Source organism: Shewanella sp. TB7-MNA-CIBAN-0143, from assembly GCF_040310065.1.
Classification (GTDB): domain Bacteria; phylum Pseudomonadota; class Gammaproteobacteria; order Enterobacterales; family Shewanellaceae; genus Shewanella.
Map to the genome: position 1 here is coordinate 1 of NZ_JBEOPL010000035.1, position 17914 is coordinate 17914.

General features: G+C 39.4%; 17 protein-coding genes. 6 read left to right on the forward strand and 11 right to left on the reverse strand.

Annotation, left to right across the window (positions count from 1 at the left end):
• Positions 1–446: 446 nt before the first annotated feature.
• The 8 genes from ybgF to AAEY97_RS20365 form a co-directional block, all read right to left on the reverse strand.
• Positions 447–1184, reverse strand: coding sequence for a tol-pal system protein YbgF (gene ybgF / locus AAEY97_RS20330; protein WP_059745509.1), 738 nt, complete (start codon positions 1182–1184; stop codon positions 447–449).
• Positions 1185–1239: 55 nt separating this feature from the next.
• Positions 1240–1776, reverse strand: coding sequence for a peptidoglycan-associated lipoprotein Pal (pal, locus tag AAEY97_RS20335; protein ID WP_101086786.1), 537 nt, complete (start codon positions 1774–1776; stop codon positions 1240–1242).
• A 23-nt stretch (positions 1777–1799) separates the two neighbouring features.
• Positions 1800–3128 carry a Tol-Pal system beta propeller repeat protein TolB gene (gene tolB / locus AAEY97_RS20340; protein WP_011636935.1) on the reverse strand — a complete coding sequence of 443 codons (1329 nt, stop codon included), beginning with the start codon at positions 3126–3128 and terminating at the stop codon, positions 1800–1802.
• A 43-nt stretch (positions 3129–3171) separates the two neighbouring features.
• Positions 3172–4134 (reverse strand): cell envelope integrity protein TolA, encoded by a 963-nt coding sequence (gene tolA, locus AAEY97_RS20345; RefSeq protein ID WP_011636934.1) that lies wholly within the window; start codon positions 4132–4134, stop codon positions 3172–3174.
• Entirely contained in the window at positions 4135–4563 is a 429-nt protein-coding gene (tolR, locus tag AAEY97_RS20350; RefSeq protein WP_101086784.1) for a protein TolR, read from the reverse strand.
• Positions 4563–5252 carry a protein TolQ gene (gene tolQ, locus AAEY97_RS20355; RefSeq protein ID WP_101086783.1) on the reverse strand — a complete coding sequence of 230 codons (690 nt, stop codon included), beginning with the start codon at positions 5250–5252 and terminating at the stop codon, positions 4563–4565. Before tolQ ends, tolR begins: the two co-directional genes overlap by 1 nt.
• Positions 5242–5643 carry a tol-pal system-associated acyl-CoA thioesterase gene (gene ybgC, locus AAEY97_RS20360; RefSeq protein WP_101086782.1) on the reverse strand — a complete coding sequence of 134 codons (402 nt, stop codon included), beginning with the start codon at positions 5641–5643 and terminating at the stop codon, positions 5242–5244. The genes tolQ and ybgC overlap by 11 nt, the downstream gene beginning before the upstream one ends.
• 1327 nt (positions 5644–6970) lie before the next feature.
• Complete coding sequence (locus tag AAEY97_RS20365) at positions 6971–7840, reverse strand: flagellar protein MotY (RefSeq protein WP_350979414.1); 870 nt, start codon at positions 7838–7840, stop codon at positions 6971–6973.
• 187 nt (positions 7841–8027) lie between these two features.
• On the opposite strand from AAEY97_RS20365, the gene rnt reads away from it, so the two are divergent.
• The gene (rnt, locus tag AAEY97_RS20370) at positions 8028–8693 is read left to right on the forward strand and encodes a ribonuclease T (RefSeq protein WP_162023402.1); all 666 of its coding nucleotides are present in this window, start codon (positions 8028–8030) and stop codon (positions 8691–8693) included.
• Between the two features lie 124 nt (positions 8694–8817).
• Here rnt and AAEY97_RS20375 read toward each other — a convergent pair whose 3' ends face one another.
• The gene (locus tag AAEY97_RS20375) at positions 8818–9423 is read right to left on the reverse strand and encodes a peroxiredoxin (protein WP_011636928.1); all 606 of its coding nucleotides are present in this window, start codon (positions 9421–9423) and stop codon (positions 8818–8820) included.
• 390 nt (positions 9424–9813) lie between these two features.
• Here AAEY97_RS20375 and AAEY97_RS20380 point away from each other — a divergent pair, with 390 nt between their 5' ends.
• Positions 9814–11136: a Na+/H+ antiporter family protein gene (locus tag AAEY97_RS20380; protein ID WP_101086778.1), complete on the forward strand. Its 1323-nt coding sequence runs from the start codon at positions 9814–9816 to the stop codon at positions 11134–11136.
• Positions 11137–11269: 133 nt separating this feature from the next.
• Here AAEY97_RS20380 and upp read toward each other — a convergent pair whose 3' ends face one another.
• Entirely contained in the window at positions 11270–11896 is a 627-nt protein-coding gene (upp, locus tag AAEY97_RS20385) for a uracil phosphoribosyltransferase (protein WP_101086777.1), read from the reverse strand.
• Between the two features lie 241 nt (positions 11897–12137).
• On the opposite strand from upp, the gene purM reads away from it, so the two are divergent.
• Positions 12138–13175, forward strand: coding sequence for a phosphoribosylformylglycinamidine cyclo-ligase (gene purM / locus AAEY97_RS20390; protein ID WP_101086776.1), 1038 nt, complete (start codon positions 12138–12140; stop codon positions 13173–13175).
• The gene (gene purN / locus AAEY97_RS20395) at positions 13175–13819 is read left to right on the forward strand and encodes a phosphoribosylglycinamide formyltransferase (protein WP_101086775.1); all 645 of its coding nucleotides are present in this window, start codon (positions 13175–13177) and stop codon (positions 13817–13819) included. The genes purM and purN overlap by 1 nt, the downstream gene beginning before the upstream one ends.
• A gap of 137 nt (positions 13820–13956) precedes the next feature.
• Here purN and cysB read toward each other — a convergent pair whose 3' ends face one another.
• A complete protein-coding gene (gene cysB, locus AAEY97_RS20400; protein WP_162023403.1) occupies positions 13957–14934 on the reverse strand; it encodes an HTH-type transcriptional regulator CysB in 978 nt (325 codons plus the stop codon).
• Positions 14935–15323: 389 nt separating this feature from the next.
• Between cysB and AAEY97_RS20405 the strand changes: the two genes are divergently transcribed.
• Positions 15324–16103: a hypothetical protein gene (locus AAEY97_RS20405; RefSeq protein WP_101086773.1), complete on the forward strand. Its 780-nt coding sequence runs from the start codon at positions 15324–15326 to the stop codon at positions 16101–16103.
• Positions 16104–16655: 552 nt separating this feature from the next.
• Complete coding sequence (locus AAEY97_RS20410; RefSeq protein ID WP_101086772.1) at positions 16656–17108, forward strand: nuclear transport factor 2 family protein; 453 nt, start codon at positions 16656–16658, stop codon at positions 17106–17108.
• Positions 17109–17914: the final 806 nt, after the last annotated feature.

Sequence of the window (17914 nt, forward strand, 5' to 3'; positions counted from 1 at the left end):
CGACCCATCTTGGTTTTGCAAGAACTGATATTCTTACTGGAACAAAAGCCAACTGTCTCTATTTCAAGACCAACTGAACTAACGACCCATCTTGGTTTTGCAAGAACTGATATTCTTACTGGAACAAAAGCCAACTGTCTCTATTTCAAGACCAACTGAGCTAACGACCCATCTTGGTTTTGCAAGAACTTAAGGTTCTTACTGGAATGAAACAAACTGCCTATATTTCAAGTCTTGTTAAATTATCATCCCATTTTGTTGTTTGTTAATAACAACTCATATTACAGTAACTGTAGACTAAGTTATTATCACCTCAACACACCCCAGAAGGCTCTGCCGTTCTGAGGGCGCCTATAATACCTTTTTCAATTTCTCATGCAAGCCCAAATTTATAATTTCTTGTTGTTTGCATGAAAAACAGACTAAGAGGCTGTTTTTTGGCTTAATTAGCCTTTCAATGCTGATAATTGCTGTTGTGCAAGGCGTGCGGAGGCACTATCTGCGTACTCTTTTAATACTTTGTTATACAGTGCTCTTGCACCCGCAGAGTCATTTTCTTTTTCTGCAATCATGCCAAGCTTAACTAAACTATCGCCACGCTTATTTGAATCTGCAAATTTACTGACAACTGTACTAAAAGCTTGTTTCGCATCATTGTACTCACTTTTATTGTACAACAATTGGCCTAACCAATAGTTTGCATTAGCTGCATAATTAGATTCTGGGTATGTCGATATAAAACTACGAAAAGCAGGAATGGCTTCATCATACTTGCGTTCTTTAAGAACCAAGTTAACGGCGGCCTCATAGCTTCCTGTTTCACCTAACGTTGAACTGGCTGCGGCAACCGTAGTGGCATCAGCTTGAGCTGGCGCTGCTGGGGTTGATGACTTAGCAGTAAGATTAGCAATTTCCTCGTACAGCTGTCGTTGACGCTGTAACATCTGATTCATTTGATAATTTTGTTGCTCAGTAATGCCTCTTAAATCTAACACTTCATTTTGCAATGCATCCATACGACGTTGCATGTCGAATTCGCCTTGTTGCTTTGCTTTAATGATGCGTTCTAATCTTGAAATTCTGTCATCATTTGAACCACCAGATGCATCCGAAACCGGTGCTGGTGCAGCAAAAGCCGTGGCCGTTGTAAAGAACATCGCCGCAACTAATATGGCTAGTTTCATTTTTATCTCCTAAAAAAGGCCAACCGATAACGGTTGGCCTTACACTTCTTACGCTTTAGTAAACTAACACACCACGACGGTTTTTAGCAAAACCAGTATCGTTACGTGAATAATCTAATGGCTTTTCTTCGCCGTAGCTCACGATGCTCATTTGGCTAGGTTGCACACCCATACCTTGTAAATACTTAGCAACCGCTTTAGCACGACGTTCGCCTAGTGCGATGTTGTATTCTGGAGTACCACGTTCATCAGCATGACCTTCAATCAACACTCGAACATTTGGATGCTCAACTAAATAGTTACCATGAGCTTGAATGATCTCAGCATTTTCACTTTGAACTTCACTGCGATCAAAGTCGAAGTAAATGATATTTTGACGACGTAATTCTTGTTCTTTTAAACGCTGCTGTTCTGCAGAGCTCAGTACAGGAGCTACACCACCAGTTTCAATACCACCATTACCGTATTCACTACCAGTACCACTCATAGAACCGTTAGCGTCAGTTTCAGAGTCTGAAGTTGAGCTACAGGCACCCAGTGCCATAAGCGGAACTGCAACCAACATAGCTTTAAACAACTTATTCAGATCCATTTTAAATCCTTATCAATATCTATTTAGAGAAACGGAGACCATGCTGGTGACTTCACCTCGCCCTGGCCGACAGGCAATCTTGCTTTAAATCTGCCGTCCATAGAAACAGCAGCTAACACTTGTTTACCTTGATGGGTTGTACCGTAGATAACCATAGTGCCATTTGGAGCAACACTTGGTGATTCATCAAGTTGAGTTGATGAAAGCACCTGCATAAAGCGTGTTGCAAGATCCATTCTAGCAATATGGAATTTACCGTTAGTACGGTTTACAAAAATCATACTACGACCGTCTGGGCTAATTGAACCGCCTAGGTTCCATTCACCTTCAAAAGTCATACGCGAGACTTTATTTGTATCTAAACTTACGCGATATAACTGTGGTTTCCCACCACGTTCAGAGGTAAATAAAATTGATTTACCGTCTGGGAACCAAGACGGTTCAGTATCGATTGCGTAATGCTCTGTAATACGTCGAGTTGCTTTAGTCGCAATATCGACGACATAAATTTCTGGTTGGCCATCTTTTGACAGTGTAACAGCTAATTTTTTCCCATCAGGAGAAAATGCTGGTGCACCATTAATACCGTCAAAACTACTCACTAATGTACGTGTTTGGCTGTAAATGTCTTGAACAAAGATTTCAGCTTTTCTATTTTCAAAACTCACATAAGCTAAACGACGACCATCAGGAGACCACGTTGGTGACATCAATGGCTCTGGTGAACGTAGTAACATTTGTTCATTGTAGCCATCGTAATCCGCAATCATTAGATGGTAAGGTGCTTTTTGACCTTGTTTAACCACAACATATGCGATACGGGTTAAAAATGCACCACGAATACCGGTGAGCTTTTCATACACAATATCACTGATACGGTGGCTGTACTGTCTAAATTGGTTTGCACTAATAACCGTTTCACGGCTTTCAAGTAATAACTCATTGTTATTCTGAGGCCCTTTACCCGCTTGAAGTTGTGCTTTGACTAAATCAATCAGCTCAAAACTCACTAAATATTGATCGGCGCCATATGGCTTAACCGTACCAACCACAAGCGCTTCCGCTTCTACATTAGCCCAATTTTGAGCAGTAAATCCATTTACAGACGAAATAGTTGATTGTGGCAATGCACGCACATCAAGTGTCTTAAATGTACCACTGCGAGACAAATCAGATGCTACCACATCAGAAATAGATGCAGGAGCTGGACCTTGACCTTGCCATACAAAAGGTACCACAGCAATGGGTCTTGCTGCATCAACCCCTTCTGTAATCACAATATCTAACGCTGCGCGAGCGGGTGTAGTTAACACTATTAATACCAGTGTTAGCCATTTAGCCAAATTATTCATGCGACTCCTTTTAACTCCATTCCATCATTAAATACGATTGATATTAATTAAATTCCGGTGAAACGGTTAAATTAATTTCTTTTAATTGCTGATAAACAGCCGGTTCAGGCGATACTGGTAACCGTCCCGCTTTATTTATCGACGCTTTGGCTGCTCGACAAACTACCTGATCACCATCTAACGTTTGGCTTGTTGTGACAAAACCATCTGACGCTAGACGAATAAAGACCCTGCAGCTTTTCCCACGCATTGACTCATCAACAACTAAATTTCGTTGAATAGTGGCAATAATCATGGCCTTATATTTATCAACTTCTGACAACACTTGCTTGTTACGTGTTTTAGAAAGTGAATCTTGTTCAGCAGCCATAGCCTCTGCCATTTCACGTTCTTGGCGCGCTTTAGTATCAGCTTCTGCTTTACGTTTACGCTCAGCATCTTCTTTACGTTTACGTTCGTCATCAGCACGTTGACGTTCTTCTTGAGCTTTTTTCGCAGCAGCCTCTTCTTGCTTACGTTTTTCAGCGGCTTTCTTAGCTGCGTCCTCAGAAGCTTTTTGCTCTTGTTCTTTTTGCTTGCGTACTACTTCAGCTTTATCTGCTCGCTCTTTTTCTAGCACTTGCTTTGCCTGAGCGGCTTTAGCGGCGTCATTAGCCTTTTGAGTTTCCTGCTCTTTTTGTTTACGCTGGATCTCTAAAGTTTTAATTTTTTCTTGCTCACGTTCACGCTCACGGCGAGCTTCCGATGCTTTACGTTCTAGTTCTGCTTGACGGGCTTTTTCTTGCTTAGCCACATCTTGCTTTTGTTTCTTTAATTGCTCAACTCTGTCATTCACTTTCTGTTGATCAATTACAATTGCTTGAACGGCAGGTGCACTTGCTGCTGCCGTTTGCATTTGCTTGGGCTTATCATCAAAACTAATGCCTAAAGCAAGAATGACGATAAATCCAATATGAATACCAGCAGAAATAGAAACTGGTACGGTTAAATCTGAATTTCCAGCCACCTATTTCTCCTTTGGTGAATCGGTCATTAGCCCTACGGCAGGCACACCAGCACCTTGCAAGCTAATCATTAATTGAATAACGCTTTCATAAGGTATCGTGCGGTCCGCTTTTACAACCACTGGCCTTAACGGTTCAAGTTGGATTAATGCTCCAACTTCAGTTGATACTTGCTCTAAGTCCATAACTTCAGAGTTAGAGCTACTGCCGATATTCAAAAAATATTGTCCCTCTGCGTCAATCGATGCAACGATAGGAGGCTTACTATCAGGTGGCAACGACTCCGCATTACCTTGAGGCAATTCTACTTTGACTCCTTGCGATACAATAGGCGCTGTCACCATAAAAATAATCAACAACACCAACATCACGTCGATGTAAGGTACCACGTTGATTTCTGCAACTGGACGACGACGTTTACGCTGATACATTAAACAGCTTCCTTCTCGCTATACGCTTGACGTTGCAATATGTTGGAGAATTCTTCCATAAAGTTAGCATAACTCATTTCAATTTTATCAACTTGCGTTGTAAAACGGTTATAACCAATAACGGCAGGTATTGCAGCAAACAAGCCCATTGCAGTTGCAATCAATGCTTCTGCAATACCAGGTGCAACCATTGCCAATGTGGCATTTTCTACCGCGCCCAGTGCAATAAAGGAATTCATAATTCCCCATACCGTACCAAACAAGCCAATGTATGGACTGGTTGAACCAATCGTTGCCAATAACGGTAAATGGTTTTCAAGTTTCTCCATTTCGCGCGACAAACTCACTCGCATTGCTCGAGACGTTCCATCCATAACCGCTTCAGGAGCTTTACTGTTTACTTTGCTCAAACGAGTATATTCTTTGAAACCAGCCACAAACATCGATTCTAAACCAGAGATAGCACTACCACGCGCAATTAATTCTTTGTAAAGACGATTTAAATCAACACCAGACCAAAACGTTTCTTCAAAACGTAATGACTTAACTCTTGCAGAGCCTAATAATTTGTTGCGTTGAATGATCACTGCCCATGAGGCAATCGATAATGCCAACAAGGTCAGCATAACTAACTTTACCAACACACTGGCTTCTAAAAACAAACCAATAAATGAAATTTCAGCGTGCACTGTCAAACTCCTGAACAATATTTAGGGGAATAGCACGGGGACGCATACGTGATAAAGATATACACGCGACAACAACAGTCGCTTCACAATAGCAATCACCTTGATGATCAACTAGGCGCTGGTGAAATACCAACGACACTTTTTTTAATTCTATAACCTTGGATTCAACCACGAAATCCTGTTCAAATTTTGCAGCTTTACGAAAATCTAATTCTGCATGTTTGACGACAAAAGCAATATCTTCTGCCAACAGTTCAGCTTGGCGAACACCCATTGCTTTTAACCATTGCGTTCGGGCTCGTTCAAAAAATTTTAAGTAATTCGAATGGTACACAACACCGCCGGCATCGGTATCTTCGTAATAGATTGAAATAGGCCAAACAAACATAATCTGAACATCAATTTTTAGGTTGTAAAAGTTGGCTTACTATACCGAGTACCAACACGCTTGTGAATATTGTACCGAGGGAAAAGCAGACTTTATTTTGCTCAAAATGCGCTAAAACACACTAAAAACCTCAGGAACTGTAAGAGATGAAGCTTTATTAATGTGTTTACCCAAAAATTTAACAATTTATTAAACAAAACATGCCATATAAATAGAATTTTCCCTGGTAACAACAGCCTACTTTTACGGCCTAAAGCTCACAAAAAGACAATAATCAGGTAAAAGTAAACTGCGAATCCCCCTTACCATCGCACACTTTGCAAAATGTAAACGTGAATAAATGTTAAGCCGGTAAAATTCAGCAACTTCTTTTTAGCAAATACATTATCAATTGTTAAGTTAATAGCATTATCTTACTCGTCTTGATGACCATATGCTGTGTGTTAAACATCAAGAAGAGATAACCGTAAAATCCCACCTTAAATATGGGTAGAATAATCATATCCATAGTGGTGTAGAGTAATATTTAACATATTAAAAGGAGTAAGCAGACTTTACAGCATGACGGGATATATACTATTTGTTAAATATTATTGTCGCCTAATTAACTAATCCGAATAGTTATGCATAAAAAATAAGTAATAGCCTAATAAAGCGCTATATAAGACGATTAGAGTATAAATAACATATCACCACCGCCACAAAGCATTAGCTTTACTAATGCTAACGCTTAATTTTTCTAGTTTGTCAGATTAGTGTATACATTCTATTATTGCTTTGTTTTCAGGACACATCTGATTCAGATGTTGAAAACCAAGAACTCCAAACTGATGTAACCCAATACCTCAGTTATCCCTAGTTCTTATGCTTGATTTCCTTCCTTAAATTTGTTGATTGCAAATTATTTAGCCCACTTGGATTAAGTGGGTTTTTTTTACCTTTTTTTTAGCATCTTTATAAACCCAAATGAGAAGCTTTGCGAAAAAATTGTAAATTCGAGCGCTACTGATAGCTTGAACCCTTTCAAATGGTCACCACGCAAAATACCCTTACATTTTTTATTGATTAGGCTCTTAAAGGAACCATGGTTCATTTATAAAAGAGTATTGTCGATTTGGCTCAATTTAGTGTTACGAATGTTGAATAAATGCCGAGTAAAGCAGACTGATAAACGTAGGGGAACTTTGGCTATCGTATCAATACTATTTATTAGAAAAATAGCTGACTCAAGTTACTAGCAACATCGTGACTCAAGTAAATTGATATCTCAATCATATCCAGTAATAAGGATACTGCCCATGGCTGAGCAGTGAGTGATACATGAATGGGTTTATATAGGCTTGGTTATTTTAATCACGACTCTGCGGTTCATCTTACGTTCTTCAGCAAGATCATTGCCTGTTACATGGCGTTTTTCACCATGACCCGATGTATGAATCCGATCCTTAGGGATACCACTAGCAATGAGAATATCTTTCACTGAGTCCGCACGTTTATCTGACACCTTTTGGTTAACTGAGCGTCCACCGTAACTGTCGGTGTAAGCATCAATCAGTACAAGCTCGACTTCAGGGTCATAAGACAAATAACGCTGTATTTTCTGTAATTGTTGGGTAGAAAAACGAGTCAGCTCTACCCCGCCTTCTTGGTAATTTAACACTGTAAAAGCAATATCATCAAAACTGTAAGGCAGTAAATTAGCCAAGCAGGCGCGAAATTCACGGTATTTACCGCCAAAATTAGCTGACGACAATCCCACGGCAATTTTAGCGTTTTGATTATACCAATCCGCATAATAAAACGTGGGCTCCATTCCTTGACTCAATTCATTCAACATCGACCAAGCGGCTTTTTTGGGTACTTCACCATTAAATTGCTTATTGTAAGTCAGTTGAGTGATTTCTTTAGAATTGTGTCCAGGACGCCAACTAGGGGCTCGACTAATTAATGTCGCGTTGGTCACCGAATCAGGTTTTAACCACATATCTAACGTAAAATGTAAATTTAGCTCTTTACCGGCATTACTGGTAAACACAGCACGCCCATAGTCAGGAATATCATGTTCAAGACGGCATTCTATCGGATTGTTCTCACCGATACGCCATGCTGAGTTTTCCAGTGACGCAACGTAGTGCCTCAAATCGGCATTAGCCGTTGAGCAAAGACACAAACTTGTGAGGACCATCAGTTTTCGCCACATAAAACCACCCTTTATACCCGATTACATTTGTTCTATCGGCCATAAAGTCAGTTCCTTTAGTAAACAATCATGTTTAATCGATGATAAAAACCACAATCAAACATGACACTGCGCTTGAGTTTGCGCATAATACTCGGCTTATATCATTTGCACCGATGAATGATAGCTATTGAGGATAAAAACTGTAATGACTGATATTTGCGACGCTAATAAGTTTAAACACCGATTTCGTGGTTATTTCCCTGTTGTTATCGATGTCGAAACTGCTGGGTTTAATGCTAATACCGATGCGTTGCTTGAAATTGCCGTCAGCTTACTAAAAATGAATAGTGATGGGATCATTGTACTTGATAGAACCCTTCATTTTCATATTGAGCCTTTTGAAGGCGCGAACTTAGAGCCTGCAGCTTTAGCTTTTAATGGTATAGACCCCACTAATCCACTTCGTGGTGCAGTAGACGAAAAAGTCGCTTTTTTAGAGATTTTTAAAGAAGTAAAAAAAGCCCAAAAAGCAGCAGATTGTCATCGCAGTATCATTGTCGCGCACAATGCCGCTTTTGATTTAGGTTTTGTTAACAAGGCTATTGAACGAAATGGTTTAAAACGTTCTCCTTTTCATCCTTTTGCGAGCTTTGATACCGCGACACTTGCAGGCCTTGCTATTGGACACACAGTATTAGCTAAAGCCTGTAAAATGGCAGGGATCGATTTCGACAACAATGAAGCCCATTCAGCATTATACGATACCGAACGTACCGCCGAACTATTTTGCCTTATAGTCAATCGATGGAAAGCATTGGGTGGTTGGCCATTAGCGGCTGTGGAAGATGATACCGACTCAGCAAGCGAATAATGAATACTCAGCCCTTTGATCTCATGCCAGCCATCTACACTCAGCTAGTGCGATAACAAAGTATTAATTTTATCCAATAAAAAAGCTGCCGAAGCAGCTTTTTTATTATCTCTAACTTGCTAGATTATAGCTTGTCAGAATTATCTTTTAGATATGCAGCAACACCTTCAGTGCTTGCAGTCATACCTTTTTCGCCTTTTGACCAGCCCGCTGGACAAACTTCACCGTGCTCTTCATGGAACTGAAGTGCGTCAATCATACGGATCATTTCATCAACGTTACGGCCTAGTGGTAAATCGTTAACCACTTGGTGACGAACTTGGCCTTCTTTGTCTACTAAGAAAGAACCACGGAAAGCCACACCAGCTTCTGGATGCTCTACGTCGTATGCTTTACAAATTTCGTGCTTAACATCAGCAACTAGAGTGTACTTAACTTGGCCAATACCACCCTTGTCTACTGGAGTGTTACGCCATGCGTTATGAGTAAACTGTGAATCAATAGAAACACCAATCACTTCAACACCACGTTTAGTGAACTCTTCCATACGGTGATCAAAAGCAATTAGCTCTGATGGGCATACAAAAGTAAAATCGAGTGGGTAGAAGAAAATAACTGCAGGCTTACCTTTAATTGCGGTAGCAAGGTTAAATGTGTCAACAATTTCACCAGAACCAAGAACGGCTGCTGCGGTAAAATCTGGGGCTGGACGGCCTACTAATACGCTCATTATCTATCTCCATTTAATGGCTTAAACACTCAACAACGGTATATGCGTATCGCAAAATGATGATCCACCAAGCAATTACCCATACCGTTGGGACTTATATCAGTCGTATACCATACATCTAAATTAACGGACTTATAAGTCATTTCAGATGAAAGTTGGTTTACTTGCTGAAAAATAAAACATGATGACCCATTAAATAATAAGTTTCAAATATGACAAAATGATTTGATAACAAGATTTCACTCATCACTATCAACAACCATATGTTAAACAGCAAATAATTCTGAGCTAACTATCAGCAAAAAATACCTAAAAAAGCGATATGCGCTGGACAAATAGACACTAGACAGTCAAGAATAGCGGCCTCACTTACTTTTAAGAAAAATGATTATGAATGCGGTTGTTATCGCGGTTTGCTTAATGCTGTTTTTAAGCTTTATTCGAATTAACGTTGTGGTCTCACTAACCATCAGTGCTGTTGTCGCCGGTTTAGTCGGTGGATTAGATATTCATCAAACAATTGCAGCCTTTAATGATGGCCTAGGCGGCGGCGCTCAAATAGCCCTAAGCTACGCATTGCTTGGTGCATTTGCAGCAGCGTTGTCACATTCAGGCTTAACAACATTGATTTCTCATTCAATTATAAAGAAACTCGGTAAAGAACCTAATAGTAGTAATACTCAAGTTGTACGTTGGTTGTTATTGGTCACAATATTATTGATGGCGGTTTCATCACAAAATATTTTGCCTATTCACATCGCTTTCATACCCATTCTTATTCCACCATTACTACATGTCATTTCAAAGCTACATATCGACCGCCGTCTTATAGCCTGTATTCTCACATTTGGCTTGGTCACCACGTACATGATTCTACCCATCGGTTTTGGCGGTATTTTCCTCAATGATATCCTGTTGGCAAATTTAAATACAAATGGGCTAAATGCAATCCGTGAACAAATTCCTAACGCAATGCTATTACCTGCTATGGGCATGGTTGTAGGTTTACTCACCGCAATATTTATTAGTTACCGCAAACCTAGACAATATATGATTGAAGAACCAGTGGTAAGCGACAATATTGAAACCACGATAAGTCGAAAAAGCCTAGTGATATCACTCTCAGCAATAGTGGTCACTTTAATCGTTCAATTACAAACTGATTCGATGATATTTGGTGCATTAAGTGGATTTATTATCTTTCGTTTTTCTGGAATCATTAAACACGAAGTAAGCAAAGACCTGTTTAATCAAGGTGTGCACATGATGGCCAGCATCGGCTTTATTATGATTGCAGCAGCAGGCTTTGCTGCAGTAGTTAAATCTACCGGGGAAGTTGGCACACTAGTGACCTCTCTAGGTGACATCATTGGTGACAACAAAGCGTTAGCCGCATTACTGATGCTTATTGTTGGATTATTGATCACCATGGGAATTGGCTCTTCGTTCTCAACCATTCCCATTATCGCCACTATTTACGTGCCTTTAGCGCTCAGTTTTGGTTTTTCTGTCGCAGCAACAATTGCGCTAGTGGGTACCGCTGCAGCGCTTGGTGACGCGGGTTCGCCAGCATCAGATTCGACACTAGGTCCCACAGCGGGTCTTAATGCCGATGGGCAACATGATCATATTCGCGACAGCGTGATCCCAACGTTTATTCACTATAATATTCCACTGCTTGTTTTTGGTTGGATCGCTGCGATGGTGCTTTAACATTCAACAGATAGCTACGGCTTATCAAGATAAAAAATAAAAACGGGAGCCTCACTAAAGGCTCCCGTTTTTATGGTCTCGTACATGATATTAATCATATCGAGCCTGGGTATCTATAATCTCGGATAACGAACTATTTGGTACCGAATATCTTATCGCCCGCATCACCTAAACCTGGCAAGATATAACCTTGCTCGTTTAAGCAATCATCAATCGCAGCGGTATACAATTCAATATCAGGATGCGCGAGTTCAAGTGCTTTAATACCTTCTGGTGCAGCAACCAAAACCAACGCTTTAATTGAAGTACAACCACGTTTTTTCAGCAGGTCGATAGTCGCAATCATTGAACCGCCAGTCGCTAACATTGGGTCAACCACTAAAGCAATACGCTCTTCAACATTACTGACTATTTTTTCAAAGTAAGGTATAGGTTGTAGTGTTTCTTCATCACGATAAATACCCACTACAGAAATACGCGCACTAGGAAGATGCTCAAGAACGCCATCCATCATACCTAAACCCGCACGAAGAATAGGCACTACGGTCACTTTCTTACCTTTAAGTTGCTCAATAGTAACAGGGCCATTCCAACCTTCAATTGTCACCGTTTCAGTTTCAAAATCAGCGGTAGCTTCGTAGGTTAATAAACTGCCAACTTCAGTGGCAAGTTCACGAAATCGTTTGGTGCTGATATCAGCTTCACGCATCAAACCGACTTTATGACGTACCAGTGGATGCTTTACTTCAACGACTTTCATTTCTTTCTCCTAGATTTCTGACTATTTCAGGCAAATTTGACAAATGTTAGTCGATTTATCCTCTCTATAAAACATAAAGTTTCAAAATTGCAGTAAATCGTGACCTAAACCAATAAAAAATAGGCAATTCATCGTTTTCTTTATAGGATAAAGTAAAAACATGGCTTCCGACTAGCAGCACAAACTGGTAGAATATTGCCGCATAAAATTCCATAAAACGATGTACCCTAGAGGATCCTCCGTGACCACTCCTACCCCCCTAAGTTACAAAGACGCCGGCGTTGATATCGATGCAGGTAATGCGTTAGTAAACAACATTAAATCTGCGGTAAAACGCACTCGCCGTCCAGAAGTTATGGGCAATTTAGGTGGTTTTGGCGCATTATGCGAATTACCAACTAAATACAAACATCCAGTGCTTGTTTCGGGCACTGATGGTGTTGGCACTAAATTAAGATTAGCCATTGATTACAAAAAGCATGACACCGTCGGTGTTGATTTAGTTGCTATGTGTGTTAATGACCTGATTGTTTCTGGCGCTGAACCGCTTTTCTTCCTCGATTACTACGCGACTGGTAAGCTTGACGTTGAAACGGCAACCTCAGTTGTTAGCGGCATTGCAGAAGGTTGTTTCCAATCTGGTTGCGCATTAATCGGTGGCGAAACGGCTGAAATGCCGGGCATGTACGAAGGCGAAGATTACGACCTTGCCGGATTTTGTGTTGGTGTTGTTGAAAAAGCAGACATCATTGATGGTACCAAAGTCAAAGCCGGTGACTCACTCATAGCACTTGGTTCGAGTGGTCCTCATTCAAATGGTTACTCATTAATCCGTAAGGTATTAGAAGTCAGCAAAGCAGACCCTCAGCAAGATCTTGCTGGTAAGCCATTGATTGACCATTTATTAGAACCAACAAGAATATATGTTAAGCCTTTGTTGAAACTGATTGAACAATCAGACATTCACGCTATGGCGCACATTACCGGTGGTGGATTCTGGGAAAATATCCCACGAGTGCTTCCTGATGATTGTAAAGCTGTAATCAAGGGTGACTCTTGGCAATGGCCAGTGGTGTTCGATTGGATAATGACAAACGGTAACATAGCACAACACGAAATGTTCCTAACATTTAACTGTGGTGTGGGTATGGTTATTGCGCTGCCAACAGACAAAGTCGATGCTGCATTGGCATTATTAACAGCAGAAGGCGAAAATGCTTGGTTGATAGGTGAAATTGCTACGCGTCAAGGTGACGAAGAGCAAGTGGAGATCATCTAATGAGCCAAAGCTGTCGTGTTGTGGTACTGATTTCCGGTAATGGCAGTAATCTTCAAGCTATCATTGATGGCTGTGACGATAACCTAAAAGCTGACATTGTTGGTGTGATTAGTAACAAGCCGGATGCTTATGGGTTAATTCGCGCTCATCAAAGCGAGATTGATACCAGTTGCGTTATTCCTTATACCAATGAAGTACGCAGTGATTATGATGCGCGTTTATTGAAATCAATTGAAAAATACCAACCGGATCTGATTATTCTTGCAGGTTTTATGCGTATTTTGACAGATGATTTTGTAAGTCACTTCCTTGGAAAGATGATTAATATTCATCCATCATTATTGCCTAAGTATACCGGGCTTCACACGCATCAACGGGCTATTGATGCCGGCGATAAAAAGCATGGCGCTAGTGTGCATTTTGTTATTCCAGAGCTCGATGCCGGACCGGTAATATTACAAGCTAAAGTCCCTATTTACCCTGAAGATAATGCTGAAGTATTAGCTGAGCGTGTTCATGAACAAGAACATGCCATTTATCCTCTTGTAGTAAAATGGTTTAGCTTAGGTCGTTTAGCGATGGCTGATGGTAAAGCTTACTTAGATGGCGAGTTAATTGGTCCATCTGGTTACGCACCAGATTAATATCGATTACTAAGTTACTAACTTACTAACTTACTAACTTACTAACTTACTAACTTACTAAGTCTTTATGTTAAAAACAAAAAACCTCGCTAATTCGCGAGGTTTTTTTATGCAATAAACATTGTCGATATACAGTGCTAACGTACCGGTAATGTCATGTCTGCAAACATTTCATCAATCAGTTGTTGATCACGAAGCGCGACCGCTTTTTCTACCACATCTCGGGTTAAATGCGGTGCAAAATGTCGCATAAAGTCATACATGTAACTGCGTAAAAAGCTACCACGTCTAAAACCAATTTTGGTTGTACTATGAGCAAACAAATGACTCGCATCAATCGCGACTAGATCTTTATCTACTGCTGGATCGATAGCCATTGAAGCAATAACCCCTACCCCTAACCCTAAACGTACGTATGTTTTAAGTACATCAGCACTGGTTGCACTAAACACCACCCGAGGATCAAGATCCGCACGCTTAAAAGACTTTTCAATTTCAGAGGCTTTATCAAAACCAAACACATAAGTCACCAGCGGAAATTTGGCTAAATCTTCAATACTAATTTTTGTCGATTGAGTCGCGAATGGATGGTCACGAGTCACAACAATTGATCGATTCCAATGATAACAAGGCAGCATAATTAAATCGGTATACAAGTGCATTGCTTCAGTAGCAATGGCAAAATCAGCATCACCTCTAGCCGCTTGTTCACTAATTTGTGACGGCGTACCTTGATGCATATGCAAATTCACTTTCGGATATCGTTTAATAAACTCTTTAATAATTTGTGGCAGAGCATATCGAGCCTGAGTATCGGTGGTGGTAATATTTAAATCACCCTGATTAGGCTGAGTATATTCTTCAGATACCTTTTTAATGCTATCGACCTTGCCAAGTATATCATTTGCAATATCAATAACTTGCTGACCAGCTGGAGTCACGTGAGTCAAGTGCTTACCACTTCGACCAAATATTTGAATACCTAATTCATCTTCTAGCATTCTAACTTGCTTACTAATGCCGGGTTGTGAGGTATAGAGGTTCTCAGCCGTTGATGACACATTTAGGTTGTGTTTAACAACCTCTGCAATATATCTAAGTTGTTGCAGCTTCATGGTTTTATCCTTTATTTAACCAGCACTCATCAGCAAAATATGCAAATAAGAACAAATCGATCGATGTTTCACATGGCAAGAACAGTTGTTCAACTATAATAAAACGTTATATGACAATTGAAATGTAATATAAATAGGAATAACGAGCAAGTAAAAATCACCTGCAATTTAATTGACTTAGCTTTTGATAAACATCCTTACTCAAATGTTTAATTATTTATCAACAAAACGACTTATTATTCAACGACAGCCGCGATAACATACGCTAAGATATAGAATCATTTTGATGCAGTTTTATTGCAACAATTTATTCCAGCATCAAAATAACTTTTAGCCATTGTCGTTTGGCTATATTTACCATGAGATATGAAAGATAAAATGGAACCTTTATGTCCTTAATTTTGGTATTAATTCTTATTGGTGCACTCTTATTGCTGATTATCGGCTTTAGTATTGTCCAACAACAAAAAGAGCGTGCTGAAGCTGAACGTCGAGTAGAAGTATCTCGCCAACGCGCCATTATAGATGAAACCGATGCAGTATTATCCAACACAGGTATGACCCCGTCTTCTAGCCACATTATGTTAGTACTCTATCGCCGCATTCAAGATGCTTTAGAACAATCTGTTATCCATGCATCAGGCCAATTAAAATCGGATTATGAGCGTCGCCTAGCTGACATTAAAATGCAAATAGCCACAGTATCAAATTCACCAAGCCAAGTCCCTGCAATTGAGAATTTTCGTTTACCTGATAATGATAGACAAGTTTTAGAATTAGTAAAAACACTGAAGAAACTTAAAGCTATTTTACGTGCAGAACATAATAAGGGAAAAGTTGATCCGTCTATTTTTGCTGAAGAAGAAATGCGTATCGACAATCTGCAATTAAGGATTAATGTTGATTCTATGATTAGCCGCGCTCGTGCAGCATGCTTTATGAAGCAGTACGGTTCCAGTAAACAAATGGTCACAAAAGCATTAAACACGTTGCACACTATTAAAGCGCAAACGCCAAATGATCCTTTTATTGCTCGTAAAGTCGATGAAGCTAAGCAGTTACTCGATGAAATAATGGGCGCTCAAAAACACAGTGAACCGAGTGCTCCAAAACCGAAAAAAGAAGGCGATGATCTTGATATGCTGTTTCAACCGAAAAAGAAATGGTAATTATCTTTATCTTCGCTAACTAAAAAACCAAGTCTCCTTAGGAGGCTTGGTTTTTTTATACGCTAAATCTATTTAATATAAAAACTGCGTTATTTTTTAACCACACATAAAAAATGCAGTAATACAGTGAGTTAGTAAAATAACTTACGTTCGTCAACACAGTTGTCCACAGAATCTGTGGATAACTGTGTGAGACATTCCTTATCACTATGTTTATTAGCAATAATAAATCGGTATGAACAAACACTCTCTATCGTTGTTTCTATACAAGTCTTGTGCGTTGATACAATTAACTTATGACATGTCATTTTGATTGCGTCAAGCCATTAACTACAAAAGTATCCTCATTTGTAGTTAATCGAACAAATAATAGCTTATCAGTAAACTGAAATGAACCATTGATACTTTCAATATATTACAAAATATGAGCATATAAGGCTTTACGCTACAATTATTGATAATGATATTATTTAAATCGAGCCTATCCTTGTAAGCTATAGCATAAATCGAGATACTAGATAAAAATTATAATATCAGCAGTAAAAAAGCCTTATGTTAAAAATGACTTCCATTAAAATATTCTCTGTATTTCTACTGTTCATTCTCACTGCTTGCGGACAATCAGATGAATTTGGTCAACCTCAACTCACACCAGAACAAGTTTCTTTGGGTTTCTTCGAAGCTATTTATGTCGATCGTGATGTAGAGAAAGCTAAAAAGTTTGTCGCACCTGATATACAGGATGTTATGGATCATTATCATATAGCATCAGCGGTGCAACGACACGTATTAGGCTTATCCATGAAGCAAGTGACGATGTCTATTGATGAAATTGATATCGATTTTTTCCGAAAATTTACCGATGACGTGACTGTAATCGTTAAAATGCAAGGATTAAAAGGTGGAAGACAATGGATTGATGATCGAACCATTCGTCTGCATAAACAAGGCAATACCTGGATTATTGTTGAGATACTACCCGAAAAAGGTCGTATTGAAGGTTAGTATTGAGTCAAAACAGATTACCAAAATTAGCTAATTTTAGTGTTTAATCATGATGGGAGATCAAAAACAATTATCGTTCATTTCAGATACTCACCACTATGCGATATGTTTAAGCATTATAAATAATTGATAAAATAAACAATGAGCAATAACCAATAAAAATAGCAGCCTAGGCTGCTATTTTTATTTTTTGTCGGAGTATTTAATGCATCAACTGAGTTGCCAAAGCATTAATAAGCTCGTTCAATCGTCTTATTCTTCGTTAGAAGGTAAAGACTCTAACACGTCATCTTTCACTTGATAGTAAGCGTTTTCGTATTCATGAACTTCCATAATAACTCCAATCTTTTAGGTCGTTTTGTAGGTGTAGGCCTGTCTTTTTATAAACAACAACACGATATTGAATCCTTAATACTGACGACATCGTGTTAATGCTGGGGGGATGACATTTGCCTTACAGAGAGAAGAGTACCAATCACTTTCTTCTTGGCGCTAAGTATATCAATAGTCAGATCACTTTCAAACCACAATTACGAAAAACTTTCAGTTCTGTTTTGCGGATAGTCTAAATATGACTTAAAATTGAGATTTTGCACTAAAAAAACAGAAAGTCTTTCAGAAATTGAGACGTAATCGACGTGACAACATACTAGCGCATTGCGATACAAGTCGACGGTTCCATTGCTGCTGTTAAGGCTAAATACCTATTACTATGCCCCTATAACGGCAACTCAAACTCTATAGTTCTGATTATTTATTGAAAGAATAATGCCCTTTAAAGATGAGGCCACAACATAATGAAATAC